Source organism: Actinoplanes sp. NPDC089786 (assembly GCF_040684855.1).
In the GTDB taxonomy this organism is placed as follows: Bacteria; Actinomycetota; Actinomycetes; order Mycobacteriales; family Micromonosporaceae; genus Actinoplanes.
On sequence record NZ_JBFBGU010000028.1, the window covers coordinates 30710 to 56725 of the forward strand.

The window sequence follows — 26016 nt, forward strand, 5'->3', positions numbered from 1 at the left end:
CCCTGCGTTGCGGCCTGTTCGTGCCCTCCCCATGTACGTAGGCAAGCCGTGTTCGGATGAACCTTCTCCGAGAAGATTGGCGACCAACTCGTCAGACCGTGCCAGCCCACTCTCGTGAAGACGCTGTGAGCTGCGGAGACATGGAAACGCAACGGTCAGCTAAGGGAAAAATAAGGTCCCGTCCGGTGGTGAGCCGGACCACCCGGTGAACCAAACGTCCGGGCCGTGCGAACTACCTGGTGTGCGGGGACCGTGACTCCCCTGCGTGAGGAGATGATTGCCGTGCGGCATCGTGGTGCTGCCCTGCTGCTCTCGACCGCCCTGACCTTACTGACCACGCTCCTGCTCCCCGGCCCGGCTCGGGCCGAGGTGCCGGGGGTGGAGCTGAAGCTGACGAAGGTGCCGGCCGAGGTCGAGGCCGGCGAGGACCCGGAGATCGTCGAGGTGGTGGTCTCCACCGACAACCGGGGCCGCTGCCAGAAGGTCCGGTTCTCGCTCGTCGTCGGCGTGGAGGGGACCGATCCCGAGAAGGTCCGCGTCAACCGGGTCGAGGGCGACGACGCCTTCCCCACCCAGGCCCGCGAAGAGGGTGGCCGGACCCGGATCACCGACAACCAGGTCGATCCCGGCACGCTCTGCCGTGGCCGTACGGTCACCGGTCGTTATCTCGTCTCGGTGGCCGGAGGCGCGGCGGACGGGAAGATCACGTTCGACGCGGAGGCCTTCAGCGCCGGGGGCACGCTGCTGGAGAAGGCCAGCGGTTCCAGCGACGTCAAGGGATCCTCGGCCGCGCCACCCTCCGAGAAGCCCTCGGAAGAGCCCTCGGGAGAGCCGTCGGAAGAACCGTCCGAACCGGCGGCCGCCCTCCCGCCTCCCCCCGACTCCGACAGCCGGCTGGCGGCCGGCCAGGACAGCACGCCGAGCCTGCTCGGCCCGGGCCTGATCGTCGGCGCGGTGCTGGTCCTCGTCGGCGTCGGGCTGCTGCTGCGCGTACGGCTGCGGAACCGTTCGACCCCGAAGAGGCCGCAGATGCCGGGATACGCCCGCTACTGAGTCGGATCCTGGACGGCGTTCCGATGCGCCGTCCAGGATCCTGGTCGGATGAGACGGGGACTCTGCATCGGGATCAACGACTATCCGGGCACCGGCAGCGACCTGGCCGGCTGCGTGAACGACGCGAACGACTGGGCGGCCGAGCTCACCGCGCGCGGCTTCGAGGTCGGGCTGATGCTCGACGCCGAGGCCACCGGCGAGGCGATGCGCGCGGCCATGCGCACGCTGGTCGGCGAGGCCACCGGCGGCGACGACGTGGTGATCACCTACTCCGGGCACGGCACCTGGGTGCGGGACGACAACGGTGACGAGCCCGACGGGCGTGACGAGGCGCTCTGCCCGTGGGACATCGCCGAGAAGGGCCCGCTGCTCGACGACGAGCTGTACGAGATCCTCAGCGACCGGGCCCGTGGCGTACGCGTCGTGATGATCTCGGACTCCTGCCACAGCGGCTCGGTGGCCCGGTTCGCGCCGTCGACCCGCCGCGACGCCGACAAGGTCAAGTTCCTGCCGCCGGCGGTGTTCCTGACCGAGGACGAGGCGGCCCGGGCGGCCAAGCTGCCCCGGGTGACCGCCGGCCGGCCCCGGCACGCCGCCCTGCTGATGTCGGGCTGCGCCGACATCGAGTTCAGCTACGACGCGCACTTCCAGGGTCGGCCGAACGGCGCGTTCACGTTCTTCGCGCTCGAGGCGCTGCGCGAGTTGCCCGACGGCTCGACCTACAAGGATTGGAGCGCGCGCATCGGCGAGGCGCTGCCCAGCCAGGACTACCCGCAGACGCCCAGCCTCTCGGGCAGCAGCGCCCAGCGGGTCTGGCCGGTCCTTTGACGAGTGTCACTTCAGGCAAGCATCGACCGAACTTATGCCCGCCCTAAGGTTCGGTTCTCTAGGGTCGGTGGCGCTCGCTCACGCACATCGTCAGGGGATCACTAGATGAACAAGCGTACGTTCCGGATCGTTGCCGGCGTCGGCGCCGCCGCGCTGGCCATCACCGGTGTCACCGCGGGTGTCTCCTTCGCCGGTGAGACGCCGGCGGCCGACAAGTCGCCCTCCGTCCAGGCCGACAGCTTCCTCGGCGGCAAGCCTTCTGTCCCGGCGGCGATCGCGGTGCCCGCCGGCAACGTGCTGACCTCGGTGTTCAAGGCACATGGGGTGCAGAACTACGGCTGCACGGCGGGGGCGTGGGCACTGCTCGAGCCGGCCGCGGTGCTCACCGGCCTGTCGGTGAAGCCGGTCCGGCCGGCCGGCGCCATCCACTTCCGCGGACCGAGCTGGCAGTCCGACTCGGACGGCAGCCTGGTCGAGGGCACCCCGGGCGCGAAGACGGCGCCGTCGGCCACCCCGAACAGCATCCCGCAGCTGCTGGTCACGGCCAAGGTGCAAGACCCTGCGGTCCGTAACCAGGCCGGGCTCTTCGCCGACGTGACCTTCATCCAGCGGCTGAACACCAAGGGCGGCGTGGCCCCGGCCGGCGCGTGCACGGCCGGTCAGACCGCGGCGGTGAAGTACACCGCAGACTACCGCTTCTTCAAGAAGGCCTGATCTAACCTTCCCGGTGTGAAGGAACTCTCGGACGCGCGCGACCTGGCCGACCGGCTCGGTGAGAGCTACGAACTCGTCTACCTGAAGGACGGGACGGGCTGGTCGGTCGGCCGCGCGGCCGTCACCGGCGCGCTGGAGACCATCGTGGTGTCACGCGCGCCGGGCAGCAGCCATTTCGCGTACGCCGTGGGCGACGAGACGATCGTCGCGTTCGACCCCGGCTACCCGGGGCCCGAGACGATGTGGGGCGCCGACCCGGGCCGCCTGGCCCACCTGATGACCGCGCTCGGCCTGCGCGCGCCCGACGACGAGGGCGACGACAGCTGGCGCGACGGCGACGCCCGGGCCCTGCTCCTGGCCGAGCGGATCACCGGGCTCCTCGAGGTTCCGGCTTGACCGCCTTCAGGTAGGCGGAAGCCAGGGTGGTCGTGCGCGGCGCGCCGATATCGATCAATTCCCTGATGTACGCCTCGAATCGCGCCGCCTCGGCCACGGTCAGCGTCTCGGCCACCGCCTCTTCGTAGGTCGGCGCCAGCGGGTTGGGCGCGGTCCGCCGCATCCGGTCCCAGTCCCCCGGCAGCGGCGGCGCCGGCAGGTCGACCTCGGCCCGGTAGTCGAGCTCGATCGAGGCGAACCCGGCCTCCACCGCCCAGCGCAGCAGGTCGCGCTCGTCGAAGTCGGCGATGATCTCGTCGGCGCGGTACGCGGTGAGGAACTTCGACGCCAGATCGGCGATCGGGGCCAGGTCGAACCCGAACAGCCGGGCCTCCTGCCGCATCACGAAGCTGTTGATCGGCTCGAAGATCGCCAGCCGCCCGCCCGGCCGCAGCACCCGGGCCAGCTCGCGGAAGCCGGCCGCCTTGTCCGGCAGGTACATCAGCACCGAACGCGTGGTCACCACGTCGACCGTGGCGTCACCGATCTCGGCCAGGTCGTCGGCCGAGGCCCGCACGAACGCACAGCGCGGGTCGTCACCGGCCTGGCGCCGGCACTCGTCGAGCAGCGCGGCCGAGACGTCGCTGAAGATCACCCGGCCGGTCTCGCCGACCCGGTCCAGCGCCCCGAACGCGATCAGCCCGGTGCCCGCGCCGACATCGAGCACGACGTCGCCCTCGGCGATGGCGGCCCGGTCCAGCACCCCGGCCCGGAACCGCATCAGCGTCGGGTGGTGGTCCTGGCGTACACCCGGATCACCGCCGTCGCGCCGCCCCATCAACCATGCCGCCCACCTGTCCCCCACACCGCCCGATCCTACTGACGAGCGCCTATGCGTCGCGCCTGAGGTTAATGGTTACAGAACTTGAAATCTGTAACCTGGCCAGTTACGGTCGCCGGATGGAGATGAGACGACTTGGCCGCGGCGGCCCCCTCGTACCCTCGATCGGGCTGGGTTGCGGCTTTCTGAACGGCGGCGACGACGGCGTGGCGACCATCCGGGCGGCGATCGACGCCGGGGTCACGCTGCTCGACACGGCCGACTTCTACGGCCACGGCCTCAGCGAGTCGCTGATCCGGCTGGCGCTGCGTGACGGCGACCGGGAGCGGGTGGTGATCAGCGGGAAGTTCGGGGCGCTGCGAGACCCGGGCGGCGCGTTCGTCGGGATGGACATGAGCCCGGCGTACGCCAAGAGCGCGCTCGCGTACACCCTGCACCGCCTGGGCACCGACCACGTGGACATCTACCGCCCGGCCCGCCTCGATCCGGCCGTGCCGATCGAGGACAGCGTCGGTGCGATCGCCGAGATGGTCCAGGCCGGGTGGGTGCGCCACATCGGCCTGTCCGAGGTCGGCGCCGAGACCATCCGCCGGGCCCACGCCGTGCATCCGATCGCCGACGTGCAGATCGAGTACTCGCTGTTCAGCCGCGGCCCCGAGCGGTCGGTCCTGGCCACCTGCCGCGAACTCGGGATCGGCGTGACCGCGTACGGCGTCCTGTCGCACGGCCTGCTCACCGGCTCGTACGCCGGCGGTGGCGAGGTCGGGCACCTGCCCCGCTTCCACGGCGACAACCTGGCCACCAACCTGGCCCTGGTCGAGCGCCTGCGCCCGCTCGCGGCCCGGCGGAACGTGACCGTCGCCCAGCTCGCCATCGCCTGGGTGCTGTCCCGGGGTCCCGAGATCGTCGCCCTGGTCGGCGCCGGGCGCCCGCAGCGGATCGCCGACGCGCTGACCGCGGCCGATCTCGAGCTGACCGAGGCCGACCTGGCCGCGATCGAGGAGGCCGTGCCGGCCGGCGCGGTGGCCGGCACCCGGTACGCCGCGCCGCAGATGGCGATGCTCGACAGCGAACGCTGACCGGCTAGTGTTTCGGCTGATGGCCGCCCTGGACGCCGAGACGATCCTGCTCGCCACCGAGGACGTCCTCCGGCGGTTCGGCCCGGCCAAGGCGACCGTGGTGGATGTCGCCCGGGCCCTCGGTGTCAGCCACGCGGCGGTCTACCGGCACTTCCCGTCCAAGGCGGCGCTCCGCGAGGCGGTGACCCGCCGCTGGGTGGGGCGCATGTACGCCGGCCTGGAGGCGATCGCCCAATCCTCCGCCCCGCGGGAGCAGCGGCTGCGCGACTGGCTGGTCGCGCTGTTCCACGCCAAGCGGGACGCGGCGATCGGCGAGCCGGAACTGTTCGCCACCTACCGCGTCCTGGTGCAAGAGAACAGCGCGGTGGCCGGCGAGCATGTCGAGGCCCTGCTCGCGCAGCTGGCCGGGATCACCGGCGACGCGGCATCGGCCCGGGCCATCTTCGAGGCGACCGCGTCCTTCCACCACCCGGCCCACGTGGGCGAGTGGGACCGCCCCGACCGGGACGAACTCCTCGACAGCGTCTGCACGCTGATCGTCGACGGGGTCCGTCCCGGCCGGTGACGGCCTACTTCTCCGAGTCGAACAGGGACTTGATCTCGGTGGCCGAGAGCGCCCGGTCGTACAGGTGCACCTGGTCGGCCACGCCGTCCAGGTAGTCGACCTGGTTGCCGCCGTACTTGCCGCGGCCGATCACCGTGTTGCCGGTCGGGGTGCTCGACGAGAGGCAGGCGCTGGCCGTGCCGGCGAGCTCGCCGTCCACGTAGAGCCGGAGCTCGCCCTTGACCGAGTCACGCACACCGACCAGGTGGTACCAGCGGCCGACGTCCGGCTTGGCCGGGCTGAGCGCCCGGACACCGGCGAAGCTCATCGCCCAGCGCTGGTTCGCGCCCGAGTACTGCAGGAAGAAGTCGCTGGTGGACGGCCCGTCCTGACTGACGACGGTCTGGAAGGCGCCGTCCGCCTTGTCGAGCTTGACCCACGCCGACGCGGAGTAGTCGGTGGAGGTGTCCAGCACCGGCGCGCCCAGGTCGACGTACTGCGTGCTGCCGTTGACGTCGACGCCCTGGTTCTTGTGGGCGGCCACGAACGCGGGGTTGCCGACCAGCGTGCCGTCGTGGTCCCCGACCGCGTCGGTGGCGTTGCCGTCGAGCGGGTAGAACGCCACGCCGTCGAGGCCCGGGGTTCCGGGCGGCGGCTGCGGGGTGTTGCCGGCCGAGCCGTCGGACTCCCGGATGATGCGCTTGTTGACGTTGCGCACCTTCGTGAAGTCCATCTTCTCGACCTGCCGGTCGTACGTGTAGAAGCCGTTGACCTCGTGCTCGACGTCGGTGATCTGGGTGTAGATCGAGCCGCTGATGCCGCAGCGCTGGGCGGCCGTGATGGTGTCCTGCTCGTTGGTCACGTAGCGGCGGGTCAGCGCGGCCGAGTCCGGGAACAGGTCGGCGTAGCCGTGGCCCTCACCGAACCACATGTGGTTGGGCACCTCGAGGCCGAAGCCGCCGTGCTCGCCGTCGATCGAGACGCGCACGCCGTCCGGCGCCGGCGACGCGGGGCCGCCGTCGTTGTACTCGTGGAAGTCGATCACGTCGCCCTTGCCCGAGTCACCCTTCGAGTTGCAGCAGTTCACGCCACTGTGGGCGTTGACCAGCCGGGTCGGGTCCTGGGCCTTGACCGACTCGGCGATGCGGCCGGTGTCCTCGCGGTTCCACTCGCCCCAGCCCTCGTTGAACGGGATCCAGCCCACGATGGACGTCCAGCTGTCGTGCTCGGCGACCATCTCGTGCAGCTCGGCCTCGAACTGACCGCGCCACTCGGCCGGGATCGGGCCGGTGTTCGACGACGGCATGTCCTGCCAGACCATCAGGCCCAGCTTGTCCGCCCAGTAGAACCAGCGGTCGGGCTCGACCTTGATGTGCTTGCGGACGGCGTTGAAGCCGAGCGTCTTGTGCGCCTCGAGGTCGAACTTGAGCGCCGCGTCGGTGGGCGCGGTGTACAGGCCGTCCGGCCAGAAGCCCTGGTCCAGGGTGGCCAGGTTGAACAGGATCTTGCCGTTCAGGGCGATCCGGAGCTTGCCGTCGGCGCCGGCCTTCTTGCTGACCTCGCGCAGGCCGAAGTACGACCCGACGGTGTCCACCGGCGTGCTGCCGCTGAGCAGTTGCACCTCGAGCGTGTAGAGGTACGGGTTGTCCGGCGACCACAGCTTCGGGTTGCGTACGGGCAACGTGAGCTGCGTGTCGGCGGCCCCGGTGACCTGGCCGACGATGCCACCGGCGGAGTTCCGGGCGACGGCCTTGACGGTCAGCCCCGAGCCGTTCACCGTACGCGCGGTGAGCTTGAGCGCCCCGGCGGTGATGTCCGGCGTGGTCTTCAGGCTCTCGATGCTGGACGCCGCGACCGGCTCCATCCACACCGTCCGCCAGATGCCCGAGCTGCCCAGGTAGAAGATGCCCCGGTCGGACTGCCGGCGCTGCTTGCCGATCGGCTGGCCGGTGGCGTCGACGAGGTCCTCGGCCCAGACGATGAGCTCCTGCGGGCCCTTGCCCTTGAGCGCGTTGGTGACGTCCACGCTGAAGCCGTCGTAGCCGCCGCGGTGGGTGGCGACCTGCGTGCCGTTGACCCAGACCTTGGCGTCGTAGTCGACCGCACCGAAGTGCAGGACCAGCCGCTTGCCTTCCCAGGCCGCCGGGACGGTGAAGGTCCGGCGGTACCACATCCGGTCCTCGTGCCGCTGGATGCCGGAAAGAGCCGATTCGATGGGGTACGGGACGAGCACGCGCTCGTTCAGCGCACGACCGACCGGAGGCGCCTCGCCGGCGTTGGCCTTCGCGAACTGCCAGACGCCGTTGAGGTTCTGCCACGCGTCCCGGGTGAGCTGCGGGCGTGGGTACTCCGGAAGCGCGTTGTCCGGGCCGACCTCGTCGGTCCACGGTGTCGAGATCGGCGGCGTTCCCTTGTGCCAGGCCGGGGCGGCGGCGGCCGGGCCGGTCGGGGCGGCTAAGCCGGCCACGGCCAGGGTCGCGGCGGCGGTCGCGGCAAGCGCGCGCCGTCGTCTTGTCAGCATCGGGGTGGGTCCCTTCTTCGCGTTGTTCGGTACGCGGGCAGCACCCGGCCGCGCTCACTCACAACTTGTCGGGAGCGCTCGTGGACGGCCATGAGCAAACACATTTCAACAATGTTGCGCAGGCAACGTCAAGGATCGATGCTTTATTACGAGTTTTTGTCCGCTTATCCGGCTGTTGTCAGGTACCGATACCCGAGCCGCTCCAGCCGTGCGGCGTCAAGGCAGTGCCGTCCATCCAGGAGGACCGGCTTGCGCATGATCCCGGCGAACTTGCCCCAGTCCAGCTCGAGGTACTGGTCCCACTTGGTCACCAGGACCACGGCGTCGGCGTCGTCGAAGACCTCGTCGATGGTGTCGGCGAGCTGACCGGCCAGGTCGGGCTGCTCGGCCCGGAACCGCTCACCGGCCACCGGGTCGTGCAGCGTCACCCGGGCGCCGCGGGCGATCAGCCGGCGGGCGATGTCCACCGAGGGCGAATCGCGCAGGTCGTCGGTGTCCGGCTTGAACGCCAGCCCGAGCAGGCCGATCTTGCGTCCCTTGAGGATGCGCAGCTCGCTCAGCAGCTGGTCGACCACCATCGACCGCTGCTGCGAGTTCACCTCGCGGGCGGCGCGCACGATCGGCATGTCGTGGTGGTATTCCTCGGCCGTGGTGATCAGGGCCGCGGTGTCCTTGCCGAAGCACGAGCCGCCCCAGCCGACACCCGGCTCCAGGAAGCGCGGCCCGATCCGGGCGTCCAGGCCGATACCCCGCGCCACCTGCGAGATGTCGGCGCCGACCTTGCCGGCCAGCCGGCCCACCTCGTTGATGAAGCTGATCTTGGTGGCCAGGAACGCGTTCGCCGCGTACTTGATCAGCTCGGCCGAGGCCAGGTCGGTGGAGACCATGGGCACGGCGCCGACCTCGCCCGGCCGAGGCAGGAAGGTGGGCGGGGTGAAGGTCTGGTTGAGCACGGCCCGGTAGAGGCGGTGCAGCACATCCAGCCCGCGCGGGCTGTCCGAGCCGACCACGATCCGGTCCGGGTAGAGCGAGTCGAAGATCGCCACGCCCTCACGCAGGAACTCCGGGTTCGAGGCCACCGTGAACTCGCCGTCGGCCCGCCGGCCGTGCGACCGCTCGAACGCCTCACGCAGGATCGAGTCGACCCAGTTGCTGCTGCCGATCGGCACCGTCGACTTGTTGACCACCACGGTGAATTCGCCGGAGATGTGCTTTCCGACGGTTTCGGCGGCCCCGGTCAGATAGCGCAGGTCCGGGTTGCCGTCCGGCAGCGACGGCGTCTGCACGGCGATGAAGACGACCTCGGCGCCCGGCACGCCCTCGGCGTAGTCGGTCGTGAAGGTCATCCGCTCCGACGCCTCGGCCAGCAGGGCTTCCATGTGTGGCTCGTAGATCGGCGACCGCCCACCGCGCAACATCTGCACCTTGCGCTCGTCCAGGTCGACGCACGTCACGTCGTGGCCCAGAAAGGCCAGGCTGACCCCGGTCGTGAGCCCCACGTAGCCCGTGCCGACGACGCACACCTTCATGACTGATGTCCCCTTTCCACCACAGCAACCGACACCGTAGCCGACGCCGGACAACTCAGGCTGACGCCGAGATTGCCGATGTAGCAGCCATGACGGTGGGTAGTGGAGTGCTCCCGGCGGGCGTCGTGGTCGAGAACCCGGCGCCGTCCCCGCAGCATGCCCTCGAACCGCAGGTCGCGATGCTCGCCGACCTGGTCAGCTTCATGACCCGGGACACCCCGTCGATCGGCCCGCTCGTCGACGTGGTGCACGGCCACCTCGGCGCGTGCGGGCTGGATCACATGACGGTGTTCGCGCTCGACCCCGAGGAGGGCACGCTGGGCGTGGTCGCCGGCCCCGCCGACGACCGCGAGGACGGCGCGCTGGCCTTCCGGGTCTTCCGGGCCCCCGCCGGCGGCGCTCCCCTGCAGGACAAAGATCGCCTGGGGGTACGCCTACGAGCCGGCGGGCAGACGGTGGGCGTCCTCGTGCTCGCCGGCGGTGACCCCGGGGCGCTCTTCCCGTACGTCATCAGCGCCCTTGCCCTGCATGTCGCCACCACGCTGCAGGCGCTGGACGCGGAGCGCCGCCGGCAGATGGTGGCGCACGTGACGGCGGCGACGAGGCGGCTGTTCGAGGAGGGCACGTTCACCGCGAGCGTGGAGGACGCGGGCCGGGTGCTCGCCGAGACGGTGGCGGCGGCGTTCCGCACCGAACACGCCGCGCTCACCCTGATCGACGCCGAAGGCCGCATCGTGCAGGCGATCGGCGTCGGGATGGACGAGGAGCAGACCACCCGGATCCGGTCGAGCGTGCTGGGCAAGGAGGCGCTGAAGTCGCCGGTGTGGCGCGGGGTGTCCGAGGCCGGCGGCCCGGTCCTGATCAGCGACGTGGTCGAGGGCAAGGTCCGGACGGGCGGCCTGGCCCAGGCGATGGACCTGCGCTCGTGCGTGGCGATCCCGCTGCTGGCCGGCAACCAGCCGGTGGGCATGGTGATCTGCGGCGACAGCGGCCGCAGACGCCAGTGGACCGGCCACGACCGGACCCTGGCCCGCCAGCTGGCCGTCGAGGGCGCCCTGATCGTCGACAGCGCCCGCATGCGCCAGGCCGAGGCGGCCCACGTGCAAACGCTGACCCACCAGGCCTTCCACGACGCGCTGACCGGCCTGCCGAACCGTTCCCACCTGCTCGAGCGCGCCCGCAAGGCGATCGAGGTGGCCGGGGCGGCCGGCAACCGGATGGCCATGCTGCTCCTCGACCTGAACGGCTTCAAGCAGGTCAACGACACCGCCGGCCACCACGCCGGCGACGCCCTGCTGCACCAGGTCGGGCAGCGCCTGCTGGGCGCCCTCCGCGACGACGACCTGGTGGCCCGCCTGGGCGGCGACGAGTTCGCCGTGCTCCTGACCCGTAACGCCGACGAGGAGAGAGCTTTCGCCGTGGCCGAACGCATCCACGATCGCCTGTGCGACCCCTACGACGTCGACGGCACCCAGATCCACGTCGGCGCCAGCATCGGCATAGCCCTGTTCCCCGACTACGCCGGCGGCATGGCCGACCTGTTGAGGGGCGCCGACGCAGCCATGTACCGAGCCAAACACCACGGCGGCGGCGTCCGTCTGGCCCGCTGACCCTCCCCCAGCCCGCCACCCTTCTCGCAGCCCAGCCGTCACTCCGTTTACCAGGGCGCCCGGCAGCCCCTCCTTCGGACCGGCCCGGCAGGCCCCTCCCCAGCTCTTCCTTTCGTCAGCCTGGCGCGCTCATCCTTATGTCATCCTGGCGGCGCGCCGCCTCGTGATCAGGACGGCGGCCGCGGCGACGATCATGGTCAGCGACGCGGCGGCGGTGATCGCCTCGAAGGACTGCCCGTAGGACGACAACCGCGAGACCGCCACCCCGAGGGACCCGAGCAGAGCCATGCCCAGCGCCCCACCCAGCTCGGCGCCGGTCTCGGTGACCGCCCCGGCGACACCCGCGTGCTCCGCGTCAACGCTGGTGACGACCACATCGGTGCCCAGCGCGTAGGCGGGCGCCAGCCCGATCGACACGACAATGCCACCCGCGACGACGCCGAACAGCCCACCCGCGGCAGCGATCAACGCATATCCCGCGGCGACAACCAGCAACGCCACCATGATCACCCGCAGCGGAGCGAACCGCCGCACCGCCGCCGGCCCGATCCCCGCCGCCGCGAGATAGGCGAGCACCGACGGGACCGTCCACATCCCGGCATGCAGAGGCGACAGCCCCACACCCCACTGCAGGTATTGCGCGATGGCCACCTCGGTGCCGTAGAGCGCGAAGAACGTCAACGCCGTGCTCAGCAACGCAACCCGTACCCCGCGATCCCGGAACGGCGCCGGATCAACCATCGGCCGCGCCAGACGCCGCTGACGGCGTACGAAGAAGAACCCGAGCCCCACCCCCACCAGAAACGCGACACCCGCCTCGGCGAAATCCCCCACCGCCGCCCGCTTGATCGCGAAGACGATCGCCAGTAGCGCAACCAGGCTCTGCGCGGCCCCGAGCAGGTCGAAACGCCCGGCCGCCGGATCACGAAACTCCGGCAGCAGCACCGGCCCGAGCGCGAGCACCAGCCCCGCAACCGGCACCGCCAGCAGGAAGATCGCCCCCCACCAGAGGTGCTCCAGCACCGCACCACCGGCCAGCGGCCCGACCAGCCCACCGATCGAGAAGCTGGCCGCCCACACCCCGAGCGCAACGGTCCGCCGCCGCGCATCAGTGAACATCCCCCGGATCAAGGCAAGCGTCGACGGCATCAGCGAAGCCCCCGCCAGCCCCATCACCATCCGCGCCACGATCAACTCGGTGGCCGACCCCGCAAAGGCCGCCGCCGTAGACGCAACGGCGAACGCGGCCACCCCGATCAGCAACAGCCGCCGCCGCCCGATCCGATCCCCCAGCGCCCCCATGGCCAGCAACGCACCCGCCACGAAGAACACGTAACCATCCACGATCCACAACAGCTGCGTGCTGCTGGGCCGCAGATCAGCCGCAATCCGAGGCACCGCCAAATTGAGCACATGCGCATCCATGGCAACCAGGAGGCACGGCAACACCAGCACCGCCAGCCCCCACCACTCCGATCCGTAACGCTTACTCATGCCTCATCACGTTACGAGCCCAAGCCGAGACATGCAACGCGAAGCAGCATCTCAATGCGTTACAGTCGAGTGGTGTCGGTTATTGTGCAGCCCATGGACCTCGCCGCCCTGGTAGCGCTGGTCAACGACTGGGGCACCGTCCCGCGCGAGTTCGACCCCCGCCCGATGGGACCCGCCCCGATCGGCGGAGCGGCAAGCGTCGCCACCCCCTCACCCCCAAACACCGATCGCAGCGCCGCCAGCACCAACACCAGCGACGGAGCGGGCACCAGCACCAGCGACGGTGCCGGTGCCGGGACCAGCGACGGCGACGGCGAGGAGGCGACCGCCGTCGCTGACCGGCTGCATGCCGTCTTTGCGGCCGGCGACACGGCCGATCGGGCCGCCGCCGTGAACGCGATGCTCACCGAGACCGCGGTTCGCCCCGAACTGGTGCTGGAGGAAGGATCCGTGACCGGTGCGTGGCGGGTCCCGCACGCGAAGGACGCGCTGCTCGCTTCCGCCGCCCTCGCCCTCCGAGAGCACCTGCTGACCCGCCCCGACCGGCTGGGCGTATGCGCCGACCGCCAATGCGCCGACATCTACGTCGATGCCTCCCCCGCCGGCCACCGCCGCTTCTGCTCCGTAACCTGCCAGAACCGAACCCGCGTAGCCGCCTTCCGCGAACGCCGCCGCTCCTGACCCCTGCCTCCCACCACCGACACCCTCATGCCTCACCTTCGGCTCCTCCCATCCCCTCGACGCTGACTCACTCCGCGCCCGCCGCCAGCGGGCTCCCAACCGCGACTGGCTCCCCTCGACACGGCGTGCCTTCGCTCACCTCAGCCCGGCGTGCCTTCGCTCACCTCAGCCCGGCATGCCTTCGCTCACCCCGGCCCGCATCCCTTCGCTCACCCCGGCCCGGCGTCCCTTCGCTCACCCCGGCCCGCCGCGCCTCAACGACCCCAGACCCGCAGCTCGGGCTCACCCCAGCCGCCCCAAGATCACGGAGGCGGCGATGACGAGGACGACGAGGGGCGCGGTGGTCTTGCGTGCGGGGGAGCCGGCTCGGCGCAGTTCGGCCACACCGAGCGGAACGAACGCGATCGCCAGCCCGGCCAACTCGACCACCGTGAGCCAGTCGGTGCCCTTGAGGACGCCGATCATCAGGCCGGATGGCAGTGCCAGCGCGGCGACCTGCCAGGGCCGGAGCGTGTGTGACAGCAGACCGCCGATCGCCAGGACGACCCAGCCGAGCATGATGCTGAGGCTCAGGCTGGAGACCACCCACTCCGGATAGGCGTAGTAGTCAGCCACCGCCCGCGTGGCCGCACCCGTGCCGGCGCTGTCGACCAGGGCGAACGCGAACGTGTTGACCCCGCCGTGGAAGGCCCGGGCGAACAACCCGGTCATCACCAGCGCCCCACCCCACACCGCCCAGCCGGGTCTCGTCTCCCCGATCCGCGCCGCCACCATCGAAACGCCGGGCCACAGGGCGATCACCCCGGCCAGGAACACGGCATAGGCCGCCGCCATCACGCCCGGCCGGCTCTCGTACGCGACCAGCTGATGTGGAAAGAAGAACGGAACACCCCAGCGCAGCAAGGCGCCGGTCAGCATCAGCGCCGGCCCGAGAATCAGTGAGATGCCGCCGAGCCAGGGGCCGGGAAAGGCGGGTCGGTCATTCGTCATGCGTCGACCCTTTCTCGTCGGCGCCCTCCTCCGCGTCTGACCGTGGTCGGATCTTTTGGGTCTCCCCGTGGTCATACAGAATGTCCAACCTGGGTCTGATGGCAACGCCCGCTGTCGTCACTAATCTGGCGGCGTGACCAAGCTTCTGGACGTCGTGGCGGCAGCCATCCTGCTGCTGGTGTGCGGTCTCGCCGCAAGCGAGACCGCGCTGCCGGCGTGGTCGTGGTGGGTGCTGGTGGGCCTGGTCGCCCTTCCGATCTCGGTCCGCGGCCGTTGGCCGCTGCCCGCCGCCGTTGTCACCGTCGGGTCCGCTGCGGCGCTGCTGTGGTCCGGCGCCTTTCCGGCGTACGCCGCTCCCGCGCTGTGCGGAGCTGTCGCGTTGCCTCTCTACTCGGTGGCGACCACCCGCACCTCGCGATCGGTTCCGGTGCTCGCGGGCGGCCTCGCGGTCGCCGGCGCGCTGGCCCTGTGGCGACCGGCGGCGCCGCTGGTCGCGGTTCCCGCGATCGCGGTTCCGTGGGCGATCGGCCGGCTGGTTCGCCATCGGCGCCGGCTCGCCGACCGGCTCGCCGCGGAGCGGGCCGATCGCGCGGTGTCCGAGGAACGCCTTCGTATCGCCAGAGACGTGCACGACTCCGTGGCCCATCACCTCAGCATGATCACCATGAAGGCGAGCGTGGCCCGCATGGTCGCGCCGCAACACCCTGACGAGGCGGCCGGCGCCCTGGCCGTCATCGAACAGTCCGGGCGGGAGGCTCTGGTGGAGATCCGGCGGACCATCGGGTTACTGCGTGACGGCGAGCCGAACGACGATGACGACGACCTGGGGACGCTGGTGCGCCGGGTCGAGCAGACCGGCATCACCGTCGACCTCACGGCGGCGACCGTGCCCGCCGAGATGCGGACCGCGGTCCATCGCATCGTGCGGGAGGCGCTGACCAACGTGATGCGCCATGCAACGGCCGCGACACGCTGCACGGTGACCGTCTCCACCGAGCCCTCCGCGGTCGAGGTTCGAGTCATCGACAACGGCGGCCCGCCGCCTCTCGGCGGAGAGGACACGTCCATCGGAACAGGCGTTGCCAGCAGAGTCGGCGCGGCAAGCGGAGAAGGCGTGACGGGCCGAACCGGCATGGCCGGCGGAGAGGGCGTGATCGACCAAACAGGCGTGATCGACCAAACAGGCGTGATCGACCAAACAGGCGTGATCGACCAAACAGGCGTGGCCGGAAAAGGAGGCGTGGCCGGAAAAGGAGGCGCGGGTGGTCAGGGGTTGCGGGGGATGCGCGAGCGGGCTGCCATGTTCGGGGGCCGGGTCGAGGCGGGCTGGGCGGTCGGTGGCGGGTTCGTGGTAAGTGCTCGTCTGCCCTACCGGCTGGGGCGGCCATGACCGAGCCGATCCGTGTGCTCATCGCTGATGACCAGACGCTGTTTCGCGACAGCCTTCGATTGCTGTTCACCATGACGCCCGGGTTCGCCGTTGTTGGTGAGGCCGCCACGGGACGTGACGCGGTGCGGCTCGCGCGGGCCGAGCGGCCGGATGTGGCTCTGCTGGATGTGCGGATGCCCGACCTGGACGGCATCGAGGCGGCCGAGCTGATCTGCGCGGAGGTCACGGACACGCGGGTGTTGATGCTGACTACGTTCGATCTCGATGAGTACGTCTACCGAGCGCTGCGGGCGGGGGCCAGCGGGTTCCTGCTGAAAGACGCCGGCGCGCCCGACCTGATTGCCGCGGTGCGGTTGGTCGCGTCCGGTGAGGCGTTGCTCGCGCCGTCGGTGACGCAGCGGCTGATCGACGCGTTCACCGGACAACCCCGGCCCACGCAGGCGTTTCACAAAGACCTGACGGGAATCACCGATCGGGAACGTGAGGTGCTCGAATTGATCGGGCGCGGGCTCTCCAACACCGAGATCGCCCGGCATCTGACGCTCGGCCTCGCCACGGTGAAGACCCATGTCGGCCGGCTGCTGGCCAAGCTGTCCGCCCGGGACCGGGCCCAGCTGGTCGTCGTGGCCTACGAGACCGGCCTGGTCGTCACGGAGCGATCATGAGCCACCCGACGGCCCCGAGGCCCGCTCATGACCCGCCCAGGCGGGCCTCAGACGAAGGCGCTGAGACCCGTCACCGCCCGCCCTCGGCCCGCAGAAACGCGCGGACCTTCTCGACCACCGCGGCCTCCTCCGGCGAGCAGGTCCTGGAAGCGGTAGAGGTCACCCACGAGAGTCGTGATCGCTGGCATACCCGGTGGGGGGCCTGCCTAGACTTCGGACCCATGCTCACCATGCAAGACGCGCTCGCCCGGCTGATCGCCTACTGGACGGATCAGGGCTGCCTGACCGTCCAGCCGATGAACACCGAGGTCGGTGCGGGCACGCTCAACCCGGCCACGTTCCTGCGGGTGCTGGGACCGGAGCCGTGGCGCGTGGTGTACGTGGAGCCGAGCGTCCGCCCGGACGACTCCCGGTACGGCGAGAACCCGAACCGCATCCAGACGCACACCCAGGTGCAGGTGATCCTCAAGCCGGAGCCGGGCAACGCGCAGGAGCTCTACCTGGGCAGCCTGGCCGCGCTCGGGATCGACGTGGCGGCGCACGACGTCCGGTTCGTCGAGGACAACTGGGCGTCGCCCGCGCTGGGCGCCTGGGGCCTGGGCTGGGAGGTGTGGCTGGACGGGCTGGAGATCACCCAGTTCACCTACTTCCAGCAGGCGGGCGGCCTCAACCTCGACCCGCCCGCGGTGGAGATCACGTACGGGATCGAGCGCATCCTGATGGCGCTGCAGGACGTGCGGCACTTCAAGGACATCGCGTACGCCGACGGGGTCACCTACGGCGAGGTGTTCGGGCAGGCCGAGTACGAGATGTCCCGCTACTACCTGGACGACGCCGACATCAACGCCAACCGGGCGCTGCTGGATCTCTACGCGGGTGAGGCGCAGCGGATGATCGACGCGGGGCTGCCGGTGCCCGCGCACACGTTCGTGCTGAAGTGCTCGCACGCGTTCAACGTGCTGGACGCCCGCGGCGCGGTGTCAACGGCCGAGCGCGCGTCCGAGTTCGGGCGGATGCGGCGCCTGGCCGGCGAGGTGGCCCGGCTGTGGGTGGCCCGGCGCGAGGAGCTGGGCCACCCGCTCGGCATCGCCGAGAGGCCCGTGCCGGCCCACGCGCTCCCTGCCGCCGACGCTGACGATTCGCCCAGCTCACGGCCGCTCCCATCAGAAAACGCAGCCACGGCGGGCGGCTCAGTGCCGCTGGGCAGCGCGCGCGCGGCGGGCGGCTCGCGGCCGCGGATGCTGGCCTTCGAGGTGGGTACCGAGGAGATGCCGCCGGCGGCCGCGGTGGCGGCGTCGGCCTACCTGAAGGACAAGCTGACCGAGCTGCTCGGCGGGACCCGGCTGGCGCACGGCGAGGTCCGGGTGGCCGTGACGCCGCGGCGGCTGATCGCGATCGTGCCCGACGTGGCGGCGCGTGAGGACGACCGGACGCTCCGGGTGAAAGGACCACGGGCAGGCGCGCCCGCTCGCGCCCTCGAAGGGTTCGCGCGCGGGCAGGGCGTCGATCCGTCGGCGCTCACCGAGGAGGACGGCTACCACTACGCCGAGCGGTTCGAGACCGGACGGCCGGCGGGTGCCGTGCTGGCCGGGGTGCTGGGCGAGGTCGTGTCGGGTCTGCGGTCGGCCCGCAACATGCGCTGGAACGACCCGGAGCTGTCCTTCACCCGCCCGATCCGCTGGCTGCTCGCGCTGCTCGGCGACGAGGTGGTGCCGGTCGCGGTGTCCACGCTGGCCGCGGGACGCGAGACCCGGGTGCTGCGGGACGCCGCCGAGCCCGTCCTGACCGTGGCGTCGGCCGAGGCGTTCATGGAGACGATCTCGGTGAACGGCGTCGTCGCCGACCCGGAGGACCGGGAGGAGCTGATCACCACCGGGGCCCAGGATCTGGTCTACCCGGACGGGCGCGCCGACCTGACCGGCCTGCTCGAGCAGGTCACGCACCTGGTCGAGGCGCCGAACCCGCTGCTCGGAACGTTCGACGAGAGCTACCTGACGCTGCCCGCCGAGGTGCTGACCACGGTGATGCGCAAGCACCAGCGCTACTTCCCGGTCCGCGACGAGGACGGCGCCCTGCTCCCGATGTTCGTGGCCGTCGCCAACGGCGTCGTCGACGTGGAACAGGTGCGGTCCGGCAACGAGGCGGTGCTGCGGGCCCGGTACGAGGATGCCGCCTTCTTCTACCGCGCCGACCTGGCCGTGCCGCCGGCCGAGATGCGGGCGCGGCTCGCCCGGCTGACCTTCACCGACAAGCTGGGGTCGATGGCCGACCGGGCCGACCGGATCGGCCGGCTGGCGCTGTCCCTGGGCTTCGACGACCCCACCCTCGACCGCGCCGCCACGCTGGTGAAGTTCGACCTCGGGGCACAACTGGTCACCGAGATGACCAGCCTGGCCGGGGTGATGGCCGGCGACTACGCCTACCAGGCCGGTGAGAGCCGGGCCGTCGCGCAGGCGCTCTACGAATGCGAGCTGCCCCGCAGCGCCGGCGACGCCGTGCCGGCCTCGCTGCCGGGGGCGCTGCTGTCCCTCGCCGACCGGCTCGACCTGGTCGCGGGGCTGGCGGCGACCGTCGGGCTGCCGACCGGGAGCAGCGATCCGTTCGCCGTACGCCGCGCGGTCCTGGGTCTGATCGCCGTGCACCGCGCGCGGCCGGAACTCGCCTCCCTCAGCCTGACCGACGCGCTGGCCCGCGCGGCCGAGCTGCAGCCGGTGCCGGTCACCCCACAGATCCTGGCCGACGCCGGCGAATTCCTGGCCAAGCGACTGGAGCAGCAGCTCACCGAGGAGGGCCACCCGGTTGACCGGGTACGCGCGGTGCTCGTGCACGCCGACCGGCCAGCCGTGGCCGACCAGTTCCTCGCGCAGCTGTCCACCCTGGTCGCCAACGAAAAAGCCTCCGACGAAAGACCCGGCAACGAAAAAGCCTCCGACGATAGGAACGGCGAGGACGGGACCGGCGACAACGACTTCGAGAAGCTGGCGGCGGCCCTGACCCGGGCCCGGCGCATCGTCCCGGCCGGCACCGACCCGCTGACCACCCCGGGCGCCCTGGTCGAGCCGGCCGAGACCGCGCTGTGGGACGCGGTCGAGGCCTGCCCCCCGCCGCGTGACCTGGTCTCGTTCGCGGCGTCGGCCGGGCCGCTCGTGTCCGCGGTGGACCGATTCTTCGAGGAGGTGCTGGTGATGGCCGAGGACCCAGCCCTGCGGGCGGCGCGGCTCGGGCTGCTCGCCCGGGTGCGCGACCTGGGCGACCCGCTGCTGGACTGGCCGCAGCTGCGCCTCTGACAGTTCCCGGATCAGCCACGTCCACGCCACCTGGGCGTCGGATCGATCACCTTGGCTCGCGAGCGGTACAGCTTGCATCTTGCCAAGGAGGAACATCGTGGCTGATCGCCGTCAGGTGCTGCGCTTCGGGGCGCTCGCCGCCGCCGCGCCCGCCATCGCCGCCGTCATCCCGGGCACCGCCCAGGCGGCGGCACCCGGCACCGTCGCGTCGCCCGGCTTTGTCGCGTCGCCCGGCTCTGTCGCGTCGCCCGCCACCACCACGTCGCGCCGGGGGCGCACCGGCATCGTGGTGGGTCACCGTGGAGCGTCCGGCTACCGGCCCGAGCACACCCTCGCGTCGTACGAGCTGGCCGCCCGCATGGGCGCCGACTTCATCGAGCCCGACCTGGTGTCCACCAAGGACGGCGTGCTCGTCGCGCGGCACGAGCCGGAGATCGGCGGCACCACCGACGTGGCGTCCCGGCCCGAGTTCGCGAGCCGGCAACGCACGGTGCTGCTGGACGGCGTGTCGGTCACCGGCTGGTTCACCCACGATTTCACGCTGGCCGAGCTGAAGACGTTGCGGGCCACCGAGCGCATCCCGGCCGTACGCCAGCGCAACACGCTTTTCAACGGCCTGTTCGAGGTACCGACCTTCAACGAGGTGCTCGCCCTCCGCCAGCGCCTGTCGCGTGAGCTGGGCCGCGAGATCGGCGTCTTCCCCGAGACCAAGCACCCCACCTACTTCCGCGCGCTCGGCCTCAGCCTGGAGGCGCCGCTGGTCCGCGCCCTGCGTAACCACAACCTGGACCGCGCCGGCGCGCCCGTCTACATCCAGTCGTTCGAGGCGGGCAACCTGATCGACCTGCGCCGGGTGCACAAGGTCAAGGCCCCGCTGACGTTCCTGACCGGCGCCACCGGCGGCCCGTTCGGCGACTCCACGACGTACGCCGAATACCTGACGCCGACCGGCCTGGCCGGCCTCTCCCGCTGGATCGACGGCATCGGCCCGGAGAAGACGCAGGTCATCCCGTCGACGCCCGCCGACGCCACGCCCACCCCGCTGGTGGCCAACGCCCACGCGGCCGGCCTCAACGTGATCCCCTACACGTTCCGCGCCGAGAACCAGTTCCTCCCGCCGCACCTCCGCGTCGGCACCGACCCCAACGCCTTCGGCAAAGCCATCGACGAACAGATCCGCTTCTGGCGCGCCGGCGTCGACGGCCTCTTCACCGACATGCCCGACGTCGGCGTCCTCGCCCGCTCCCTGGCCTGACGCCGACGGCCGCGCCCGCTCGCTCGCCCCGGCGCGGCCTCCACCTCGGCACCCGCGCGGGGAGACCGCCGTTCTCCCCGCGCCGGGCCCTCCACCGTTGTGGTCCCGCCCGGCGGCCCGGTTCCAGCCTTTGACGGGGTACGGTTCAGAGCCCGCCGAAAGTCGAGCCAGCCCGGTCCGCGACCAGCGGGCAAACATCGCGCAGGTCCCACGAACAGCCGGGAAGCCGGTTGGCGGTGGTAAGACGAGCCAACTCGAAGCGCGACCAGAAACCCAGAAGGCACACATCACGCAGGAGGCCCGAACGACCGGGCGCCCCCTCGGCGATGGTCAGGCGGAGACCATGAGGCGAGCCAACTCGGTCCGCGACCGGACGCCAAGCCGGATGAAGACGTTGCGGAGATGGTGGTCGACGGTTCGGGGGGACAGGTACATGCGGGCGGCCACCTCACGGTTGGTCGCGCCGTCGGCGACCAGGCGGGCGATGCGCTCCTGCTGGGCCGTCAACGGGAGCGCCGCGGTGGTGGCGGCTCGTTCCACGTGTTCGCCCGCCGCGCGTAGTTCGCCGTCGGCCTGTTCGGCCCAGGGGTGGGCGTCCAGGAGGTGGAAGGTTTCCAGCGCGCTGCGCAGGTGGTCGCGGGCCGCTCCGGGGCGGCGGCGACGGCGTAGCTCGCGGCCGAACAGCAGTTCGGTGTGGGCGCGGGGGAAGTCGGCGTCGCCCTCGGCGTGCAGGTCGAGGGCCTCGCGGAAGTGGTGTTCGGCCTCGTCCTCGTCGGCGGATCGGAGGGCCCGGCAGCGGGAGCGCAACGCCAGCCAGGACGGCTTGCCGGTGACGGCGGCCCAATTCTCGAAGGCGTCCTTGAGGGCGGCGTCGGCGGGTGGCTCGTGTTCGCCGCAGCGCCAGGCCGCCTCGGCCAGGTGCAGGGTCGCGGCCACCTGGAGTACGACGTTCCCGTGCCCGGCCGCGGCGACCAGGCTGGATCGGAGGCGGTCGAGGGTGGCCTGCGGGCGGTCGTGCACCAGGTCGAGCACGGCCAGCGCCCACTGGCAGAGGCCGCGCGCCTGGTCGGGGCCGCCGGTCCCGTCGCGGACGGCCGCCTCGCGGATGCGCAGGCGGCAGGTCTCCCGGTCACCGGCCAGCGCCGCCAGCACGGCCAACGTGCCGAGCAGGCTCTGGGCCAGGCGCGGCTGGCCGCACGCCTGGGACAGGGCGACACCGTCGAGGGCCGCGGCCGTCGCCGCCTCGTAGCGCCCGGCGGACAGGTCGGCGAACGCGGAGATCTCCAGGGCCTGCGGCACCAGCGCGGCCTCGTGGCGGGCCCGGGCCAGGGCGACGGCGCGTTCGGCCAGTGCCGCCGCCCGGGCGCCGTCCCCGATCAGCAGCCCGGCCATGGCCGCCCGGATCAGCGCCGCCGGCTGCGGAACCTGGTCGGCCAGCTCGACGACCCGGCGCAGTTCCGGAAACGCCGCCGCATGATCACCCCGGAACATCGCCGCCAGCCCGGCCACGTGACAGAACGCCAGCGTGAGCGCCGGTCCGACCTCGGCCGGGCGAGGGAGAGCGGCCATCTCCCGGGCGATCTCCTGGTAGCGATCGTGCCGCCCAGCCAGGTAGCGCGTCTCCCCCGCCAGCACCAGCGCCTCCGCCGCCGCCACCACGTCCTGCCCGCCCAGCCGCCGCGCATGATCAAGCAGCGCGTCCCCCGCCACCGTCGCCGCCCCGTCCCGCAGCCGCATCTCAGCATCCAGCCGCGCCACCCCACCGGCGAGCTGGTCAAAATGCCCGATCAAAGAAGCCGCGGGTACGGAGTAAGCGTCGCGCCCGGCCGAACTGGCATGCCCAAAGGCGCCCCCAGAAACGGAACCGGGCCCAGGCGCGGACGCGGGCGCCGAAACGGAAGCCGACCCAGGAACAGAGGCGGGCGCCGAAGCAGAAACCAGCCCAGGAACAGACACCGGCACGGAAGCGGAAGGGCGCGATGGGCCGGCGGGGAGGTAGGCGGGCGGGAGGTTGCCGGCGGCGATGAATGAGGAGGTGGCTCGGAGGAGGAGGGTGGCTCGGTGGCGTTGGCCGGCGGTCCAGGCGCGGCGGGCGGCCGCCAGCAAGGAGGAGGCGGCGGAGGTGGGGTGGGCGGTCAGGCGGGCGGCGTGTTCCAGGGCGGTTGCCGCGGCTCGGGGTGGTGCGCCGGTGGACTGGTCGATCAAGGCTTGGGACAGGGCCTCGTCGGGGGCGGCGGTCGCCGCGGCTCGGTGGATCAGGGCGGGCAGGCGGCGGCCGGAGCGGGCGAACGTGGTGGCCAGCAGCTCGTGGGCGGCGCGGCGGGCGGTCAGCGGGGCCTCGTGGTAGGCGACGGCCCTGGTCACCGGCTCGGTGAAGGTCACCACGGGGCCTGCGGTGGAGATCAGGCCGGACTGTTCGGCCGGGGCCAGGGCCTCCAGGCCGGCGCCGGCCTCCAGGGCCGCGGCGTGCAGGTCGGCGGGGTGCAGGTCGGCGGCGGCGGCGGCGACCAGGACCAGCTTCCGGGTCTCCGCGGGCAGGCCGGACAGGATCTCGCGGAAGGCGGTGGCCACGGGGCTGTGCGGGGGCAGGGTGACGGGGGTGGGGGCGTCGCCGCGGCGTTGGGCGGGGGTGAGGGCGCCGGCCAGGCCGGACAGGGCGCCGGGGCTGCCTCCGGCCAGGTCGGAGACGGCGGCGGCGACGTCGGCGGGCAGGCCGGGCACGCTGGCGGCGAGCAGCCTGCGGGAGGTCGCGGCGTCCCAGCGGGCCAGCCGGCGCTCGGGCAGACCGCCGGCGAAGAAGAGGCGCGAAAGGAATGCGGCGGGCACGAGGCGGCGGCGCGGTGAAGATCGGGTCCGACCAGACGTTGTAACCCCGCGTACGCGATCGACGTCTCGAGGGGATCGCCCGGGACAAAGCGGACCTCACAAGCCGAGTCCGAGGCCGACGCCGCGGCGAGGGCGAGCAGCGTGGTCCGGCCGCTGCCGACCGGCCCGCTGAGCAGCAGCGCCCCGCCGGTGTTGACCAGTGCGACCACGGCGTCGGCGTCCGGCCCGGAATGTTGCACCCTTGATGCAAGTTCCATGTCGTCAGTGTTACGCGGCGATGACAGAAAAGGAAGACGTATGTCGATACGTGCTAGTTAAGCACCTGCTTAGGGCGCCGTTGACACGCCCCGCCCCCGCTCCGCGACCTGAGCGGCCGTCCGGGCCGGGCCGCGACCGCCGGGCTTGAGGGGCTGGAGGAGGCCCACCTGATCATCAAGACCCACCGAGGCGACTACCGGCTGGCCCCAGGCGGTGGTTCCCCTCCTGACCATCCTCGCCGCCGCGACCAACATCGCCACCGACTGACGTTCTTGTCGTACCCGGGTGGTTGAGTCTCGGTATGAAGACGGCAGTGGTCACCGGCGCGAGCCGGGGTGTGGGCAAAGGGGTCGCGGTCGCCCTGGGCGCGGCCGGTTATCGAGTGTTCGTGACCGGTCGCTCCACCGGCGACAAGGTCACGTTCCCCACCCTCGGCGGCACGGTGGAACAGACCGCCGCGGCCGTCGACCAGGCCGGCGGCCACGGCGTGCCGGTGGTCTGCGATCACACCGAAGACGACCAGACCCGAGACCTGTTCGAGCGGGTGCGTGCCGAGGCCGGCGGCCTTGACGTGCTGGTCAACAACGTGTGGGGTGGCTACGCGGCCTATCACGAAGACCGCTTCCAAGACATGGAGGGCCCGTTCTGGGAACAGCCGCTCCAGGTGTGGGACGACATGTTCACCGCCGGCGTGCGGGCCCACTACACCGCGACGGCCCTGGCCGCGCCCCTGCTGCGACCCGGCGGCCTGGTCGCGACGATCTCGTTCTTCCCCGGCAGCTACCCGCGAGACACCGACCAGGTCTCCTACGGCGTGGCCAAGGCCGCCGACGACCGCATGGCCCGCCTGATGGCCGCCCACCTGAAACCGCGCGAGGTCAGCGTGGTCTCCCTCTACCCCGGCCTGGTCCGCACCGAGGGGGTCCTGCGCTCGGGCGACTTCTTCGATCTCTCCAACTCGGAGTCCCCCGAGTTCATCGGCCGCGCCATCCTCGCCCTGGCCGCCGACCCGGCCGGCGCCGCAATCCGCAGCGGCCAGGCCTTGGTGGTGGCCGAGCTGGCCGCCGAGTACGGCTTCACCGACACCGACGGCACCCGCCCGACCAGCGTCCGCGCCGAGTACGAGCCATGAGCGGTTTGAGACACTCGACGCGCGACCAACCCTGCCGCCCGACGGACGGCGTCATTCTGGAGGTCGACCATGGCTGAACCGAAGACCACCGCGACCACGGCCAGCACCGCCGAGTTTCTCGACTCGGTGGCCGACCCGGTCCGCCGCGCCGACGCGATCGCCGCCTGCGACCTGGTCGCCGAGGTCACCGGGGCCGCGCCGGTGATGTGGGGCGCCGCCATCGTCGGGTTCGGCGCCTACCACTACCGGTACGCGACCGGCCGCGAGGGCGACTGGCCGGCCGTGGGCCTGTCGCCGCGCAAGGCCGCGCTGGTCCTCTATCTGACCGGCTTCGATCCGGCTTTCCTGGCGAGGCTGGGCCCGCACAAGATCGGCAAGAGCTGCCTCTACCTGAAGCGCCTCGACCACGTCGACCAGGCGGTGCTCCGCGAGATGGTCGCTTCCGCCTTCCGGGCGACGGACGGAAAGACGATCACGAGCTGATCGCCTTCTGGTAGAGCGCCTTGGCCTGCGGCGAATACCACTCGTAGTCGCGCAGGGCGGCCACCACCTTGGCCGGCTCCTCGGGCAGTTTCTCCAGGCTGGCCCGGCGCTTGGCCGCCTCGGCCGGCGGCGCCGCCTCCAGCGCGCCCAGTTCGGTGCCGACCGCCTCGTCCAACATGGCCTGCGCCTCGTCCGAGAGGTCACCCGGCGCGGCGCTCGGCTCGGGGTCTTCCTCCTCGGTGACCTGCGCGGACGGTTCCGTGGTGGCGAACGGATCGTCGTCGGACGGTTCGATCGAGGCCGGCGCCGACGTCGGCGGCAACGGCGCGGGCGGAGGTGGCTTGTCCGAACCGCCACATCCGGCGAGGACCAGTACGGCTGCGACAGCGAGGAGCATTCGACCCATCCCGCCATCCTGCTCATCGGAGGGCCTGGATCTCAAGCTGAGCGCGTCAGTTCTG

General features: G+C 71.6%; 21 protein-coding genes. 14 read left to right on the forward strand and 7 right to left on the reverse strand.

The annotated features are described in order from the left end of the window. The first annotated feature begins 252 nt into the window (after positions 1–252). The 4 genes from AB0O15_RS42030 to AB0O15_RS42045 all read left to right on the forward strand — a co-directional run bounded on the left by AB0O15_RS42030 (position 253) and on the right by AB0O15_RS42045 (position 2991). Positions 253–1053: a hypothetical protein gene (locus AB0O15_RS42030; RefSeq protein WP_364331679.1), complete on the forward strand. Its 801-nt coding sequence runs from the start codon at positions 253–255 to the stop codon at positions 1051–1053. 48 nt (positions 1054–1101) lie between these two features. Next, positions 1102–1881, forward strand: coding sequence for a caspase family protein (locus tag AB0O15_RS42035; protein WP_364331683.1), 780 nt, complete (start codon positions 1102–1104; stop codon positions 1879–1881). 105 nt (positions 1882–1986) lie between these two features. Continuing rightward, positions 1987–2595, forward strand: coding sequence for a DUF3455 domain-containing protein (locus AB0O15_RS42040; RefSeq protein WP_364331685.1), 609 nt, complete (start codon positions 1987–1989; stop codon positions 2593–2595). A 15-nt stretch (positions 2596–2610) separates the two neighbouring features. After that, on the forward strand, positions 2611–2991 hold the full coding sequence (locus tag AB0O15_RS42045; protein WP_364331688.1) for a DUF6461 domain-containing protein: 381 nt from the start codon (positions 2611–2613) through the stop codon (positions 2989–2991). Here AB0O15_RS42045 and AB0O15_RS42050 read toward each other — a convergent pair. Next, positions 2963–3835 carry a methyltransferase domain-containing protein gene (locus AB0O15_RS42050; protein WP_364331691.1) on the reverse strand — a complete coding sequence of 291 codons (873 nt, stop codon included), beginning with the start codon at positions 3833–3835 and terminating at the stop codon, positions 2963–2965. The two genes, AB0O15_RS42045 and AB0O15_RS42050, sit on opposite strands and share 29 nt — an antisense overlap. A gap of 95 nt (positions 3836–3930) precedes the next feature. On the opposite strand from AB0O15_RS42050, the gene AB0O15_RS42055 reads away from it, so the two are divergent. Next, complete coding sequence (locus AB0O15_RS42055) at positions 3931–4890, forward strand: aldo/keto reductase (RefSeq protein ID WP_364331694.1); 960 nt, start codon at positions 3931–3933, stop codon at positions 4888–4890. Positions 4891–4909: 19 nt separating this feature from the next. Beyond that, positions 4910–5455: a TetR family transcriptional regulator gene (locus tag AB0O15_RS42060; RefSeq protein ID WP_364331697.1), complete on the forward strand. Its 546-nt coding sequence runs from the start codon at positions 4910–4912 to the stop codon at positions 5453–5455. Between the two features lie 4 nt (positions 5456–5459). Here AB0O15_RS42060 and AB0O15_RS42065 read toward each other — a convergent pair whose 3' ends face one another. Together AB0O15_RS42065 and AB0O15_RS42070 are read right to left on the reverse strand one after the other, a co-directional pair. Next, a complete protein-coding gene (locus tag AB0O15_RS42065; RefSeq protein ID WP_364331700.1) occupies positions 5460–7955 on the reverse strand; it encodes a LamG-like jellyroll fold domain-containing protein in 2496 nt (831 codons plus the stop codon). A gap of 164 nt (positions 7956–8119) precedes the next feature. Beyond that, positions 8120–9484 carry a UDP-glucose/GDP-mannose dehydrogenase family protein gene (locus AB0O15_RS42070; RefSeq protein WP_364331703.1) on the reverse strand — a complete coding sequence of 455 codons (1365 nt, stop codon included), beginning with the start codon at positions 9482–9484 and terminating at the stop codon, positions 8120–8122. An 89-nt stretch (positions 9485–9573) separates the two neighbouring features. Here AB0O15_RS42070 and AB0O15_RS42075 point away from each other — a divergent pair, with 89 nt between their 5' ends. Then, complete coding sequence (locus AB0O15_RS42075) at positions 9574–11094, forward strand: sensor domain-containing diguanylate cyclase (RefSeq protein WP_364331706.1); 1521 nt, start codon at positions 9574–9576, stop codon at positions 11092–11094. Positions 11095–11229: 135 nt separating this feature from the next. Here AB0O15_RS42075 and AB0O15_RS42080 read toward each other — a convergent pair whose 3' ends face one another. Next, complete coding sequence (locus AB0O15_RS42080; protein WP_364331708.1) at positions 11230–12588, reverse strand: MFS transporter; 1359 nt, start codon at positions 12586–12588, stop codon at positions 11230–11232. Between the two features lie 93 nt (positions 12589–12681). Between AB0O15_RS42080 and AB0O15_RS42085 the strand changes: the two genes are divergently transcribed. Then, positions 12682–13269 (forward strand): CGNR zinc finger domain-containing protein, encoded by a 588-nt coding sequence (locus tag AB0O15_RS42085; RefSeq protein ID WP_364331710.1) that lies wholly within the window; start codon positions 12682–12684, stop codon positions 13267–13269. A 282-nt stretch (positions 13270–13551) separates the two neighbouring features. On the opposite strand, the gene AB0O15_RS42090 is transcribed toward AB0O15_RS42085, so the two are convergent. Next, positions 13552–14259 (reverse strand): hypothetical protein, encoded by a 708-nt coding sequence (locus AB0O15_RS42090; RefSeq protein WP_364331713.1) that lies wholly within the window; start codon positions 14257–14259, stop codon positions 13552–13554. 133 nt (positions 14260–14392) lie between these two features. On the opposite strand from AB0O15_RS42090, the gene AB0O15_RS42095 reads away from it, so the two are divergent. The 4 genes from AB0O15_RS42095 to AB0O15_RS42110 all read left to right on the forward strand — a co-directional run bounded on the left by AB0O15_RS42095 (position 14393) and on the right by AB0O15_RS42110 (position 20856). Next, a complete protein-coding gene (locus AB0O15_RS42095) occupies positions 14393–15649 on the forward strand; it encodes a histidine kinase (protein WP_364331716.1) in 1257 nt (418 codons plus the stop codon). Continuing rightward, positions 15646–16314 carry a response regulator transcription factor gene (locus tag AB0O15_RS42100; protein ID WP_364331719.1) on the forward strand — a complete coding sequence of 223 codons (669 nt, stop codon included), beginning with the start codon at positions 15646–15648 and terminating at the stop codon, positions 16312–16314. The genes AB0O15_RS42095 and AB0O15_RS42100 overlap by 4 nt, the downstream gene beginning before the upstream one ends. Before the next feature lie 221 nt (positions 16315–16535). Continuing rightward, positions 16536–19601 (forward strand): glycine--tRNA ligase, encoded by a 3066-nt coding sequence (locus tag AB0O15_RS42105; protein ID WP_364331722.1) that lies wholly within the window; start codon positions 16536–16538, stop codon positions 19599–19601. A 97-nt stretch (positions 19602–19698) separates the two neighbouring features. Further along, a complete protein-coding gene (locus tag AB0O15_RS42110; protein WP_364331725.1) occupies positions 19699–20856 on the forward strand; it encodes a glycerophosphodiester phosphodiesterase in 1158 nt (385 codons plus the stop codon). Positions 20857–21186: 330 nt separating this feature from the next. Here AB0O15_RS42110 and AB0O15_RS42115 read toward each other — a convergent pair whose 3' ends face one another. Beyond that, positions 21187–23682 (reverse strand): LuxR C-terminal-related transcriptional regulator, encoded by a 2496-nt coding sequence (locus tag AB0O15_RS42115; RefSeq protein WP_364331727.1) that lies wholly within the window; start codon positions 23680–23682, stop codon positions 21187–21189. A 559-nt stretch (positions 23683–24241) separates the two neighbouring features. On the opposite strand from AB0O15_RS42115, the gene AB0O15_RS42120 reads away from it, so the two are divergent. Continuing rightward, positions 24242–25072: an SDR family NAD(P)-dependent oxidoreductase gene (locus AB0O15_RS42120; protein WP_364331729.1), complete on the forward strand. Its 831-nt coding sequence runs from the start codon at positions 24242–24244 to the stop codon at positions 25070–25072. Positions 25073–25141: 69 nt separating this feature from the next. Further along, on the forward strand, positions 25142–25555 hold the full coding sequence (locus AB0O15_RS42125) for a DUF1801 domain-containing protein (protein ID WP_364331732.1): 414 nt from the start codon (positions 25142–25144) through the stop codon (positions 25553–25555). Here AB0O15_RS42125 and AB0O15_RS42130 read toward each other — a convergent pair. Next, the gene (locus AB0O15_RS42130) at positions 25545–25952 is read right to left on the reverse strand and encodes a hypothetical protein (RefSeq protein ID WP_364331735.1); all 408 of its coding nucleotides are present in this window, start codon (positions 25950–25952) and stop codon (positions 25545–25547) included. The genes AB0O15_RS42125 and AB0O15_RS42130 overlap by 11 nt on opposite strands. Positions 25953–26016 lie beyond the last annotated feature (64 nt).

What these genes read in the sequence shown, in the direction of transcription:
- AB0O15_RS42120 (WP_364331729.1), top strand. Translation starts at nt 24,242, where the DNA reads ATGAAGACGGCAGTGGTCACCGGCGCGAGCCGGGGTGTGGGCAAAGGG.
- AB0O15_RS42065 (WP_364331700.1), bottom strand. Translation starts at nt 7,955, where the DNA reads ATGCTGACAAGACGACGGCGCGCGCTTGCCGCGACCGCCGCCGCGACC.
- AB0O15_RS42085 (WP_364331710.1), top strand. Translation starts at nt 12,682, where the DNA reads ATGGACCTCGCCGCCCTGGTAGCGCTGGTCAACGACTGGGGCACCGTC.
- AB0O15_RS42040 (WP_364331685.1), top strand. Translation starts at nt 1,987, where the DNA reads ATGAACAAGCGTACGTTCCGGATCGTTGCCGGCGTCGGCGCCGCCGCG.
- AB0O15_RS42080 (WP_364331708.1), bottom strand. Translation starts at nt 12,588, where the DNA reads ATGAGTAAGCGTTACGGATCGGAGTGGTGGGGGCTGGCGGTGCTGGTG.
- AB0O15_RS42055 (WP_364331694.1), top strand. Translation starts at nt 3,931, where the DNA reads ATGGAGATGAGACGACTTGGCCGCGGCGGCCCCCTCGTACCCTCGATC.
- AB0O15_RS42130 (WP_364331735.1), bottom strand. Translation starts at nt 25,952, where the DNA reads ATGCTCCTCGCTGTCGCAGCCGTACTGGTCCTCGCCGGATGTGGCGGT.
- AB0O15_RS42070 (WP_364331703.1), bottom strand. Translation starts at nt 9,484, where the DNA reads ATGAAGGTGTGCGTCGTCGGCACGGGCTACGTGGGGCTCACGACCGGG.
- AB0O15_RS42060 (WP_364331697.1), top strand. Translation starts at nt 4,910, where the DNA reads ATGGCCGCCCTGGACGCCGAGACGATCCTGCTCGCCACCGAGGACGTC.
- AB0O15_RS42100 (WP_364331719.1), top strand. Translation starts at nt 15,646, where the DNA reads ATGACCGAGCCGATCCGTGTGCTCATCGCTGATGACCAGACGCTGTTT.
- AB0O15_RS42125 (WP_364331732.1), top strand. Translation starts at nt 25,142, where the DNA reads ATGGCTGAACCGAAGACCACCGCGACCACGGCCAGCACCGCCGAGTTT.
- AB0O15_RS42035 (WP_364331683.1), top strand. Translation starts at nt 1,102, where the DNA reads ATGAGACGGGGACTCTGCATCGGGATCAACGACTATCCGGGCACCGGC.
- AB0O15_RS42105 (WP_364331722.1), top strand. Translation starts at nt 16,536, where the DNA reads ATGCTCACCATGCAAGACGCGCTCGCCCGGCTGATCGCCTACTGGACG.
- AB0O15_RS42090 (WP_364331713.1), bottom strand. Translation starts at nt 14,259, where the DNA reads ATGACGAATGACCGACCCGCCTTTCCCGGCCCCTGGCTCGGCGGCATC.
- AB0O15_RS42075 (WP_364331706.1), top strand. Translation starts at nt 9,574, where the DNA reads ATGACGGTGGGTAGTGGAGTGCTCCCGGCGGGCGTCGTGGTCGAGAAC.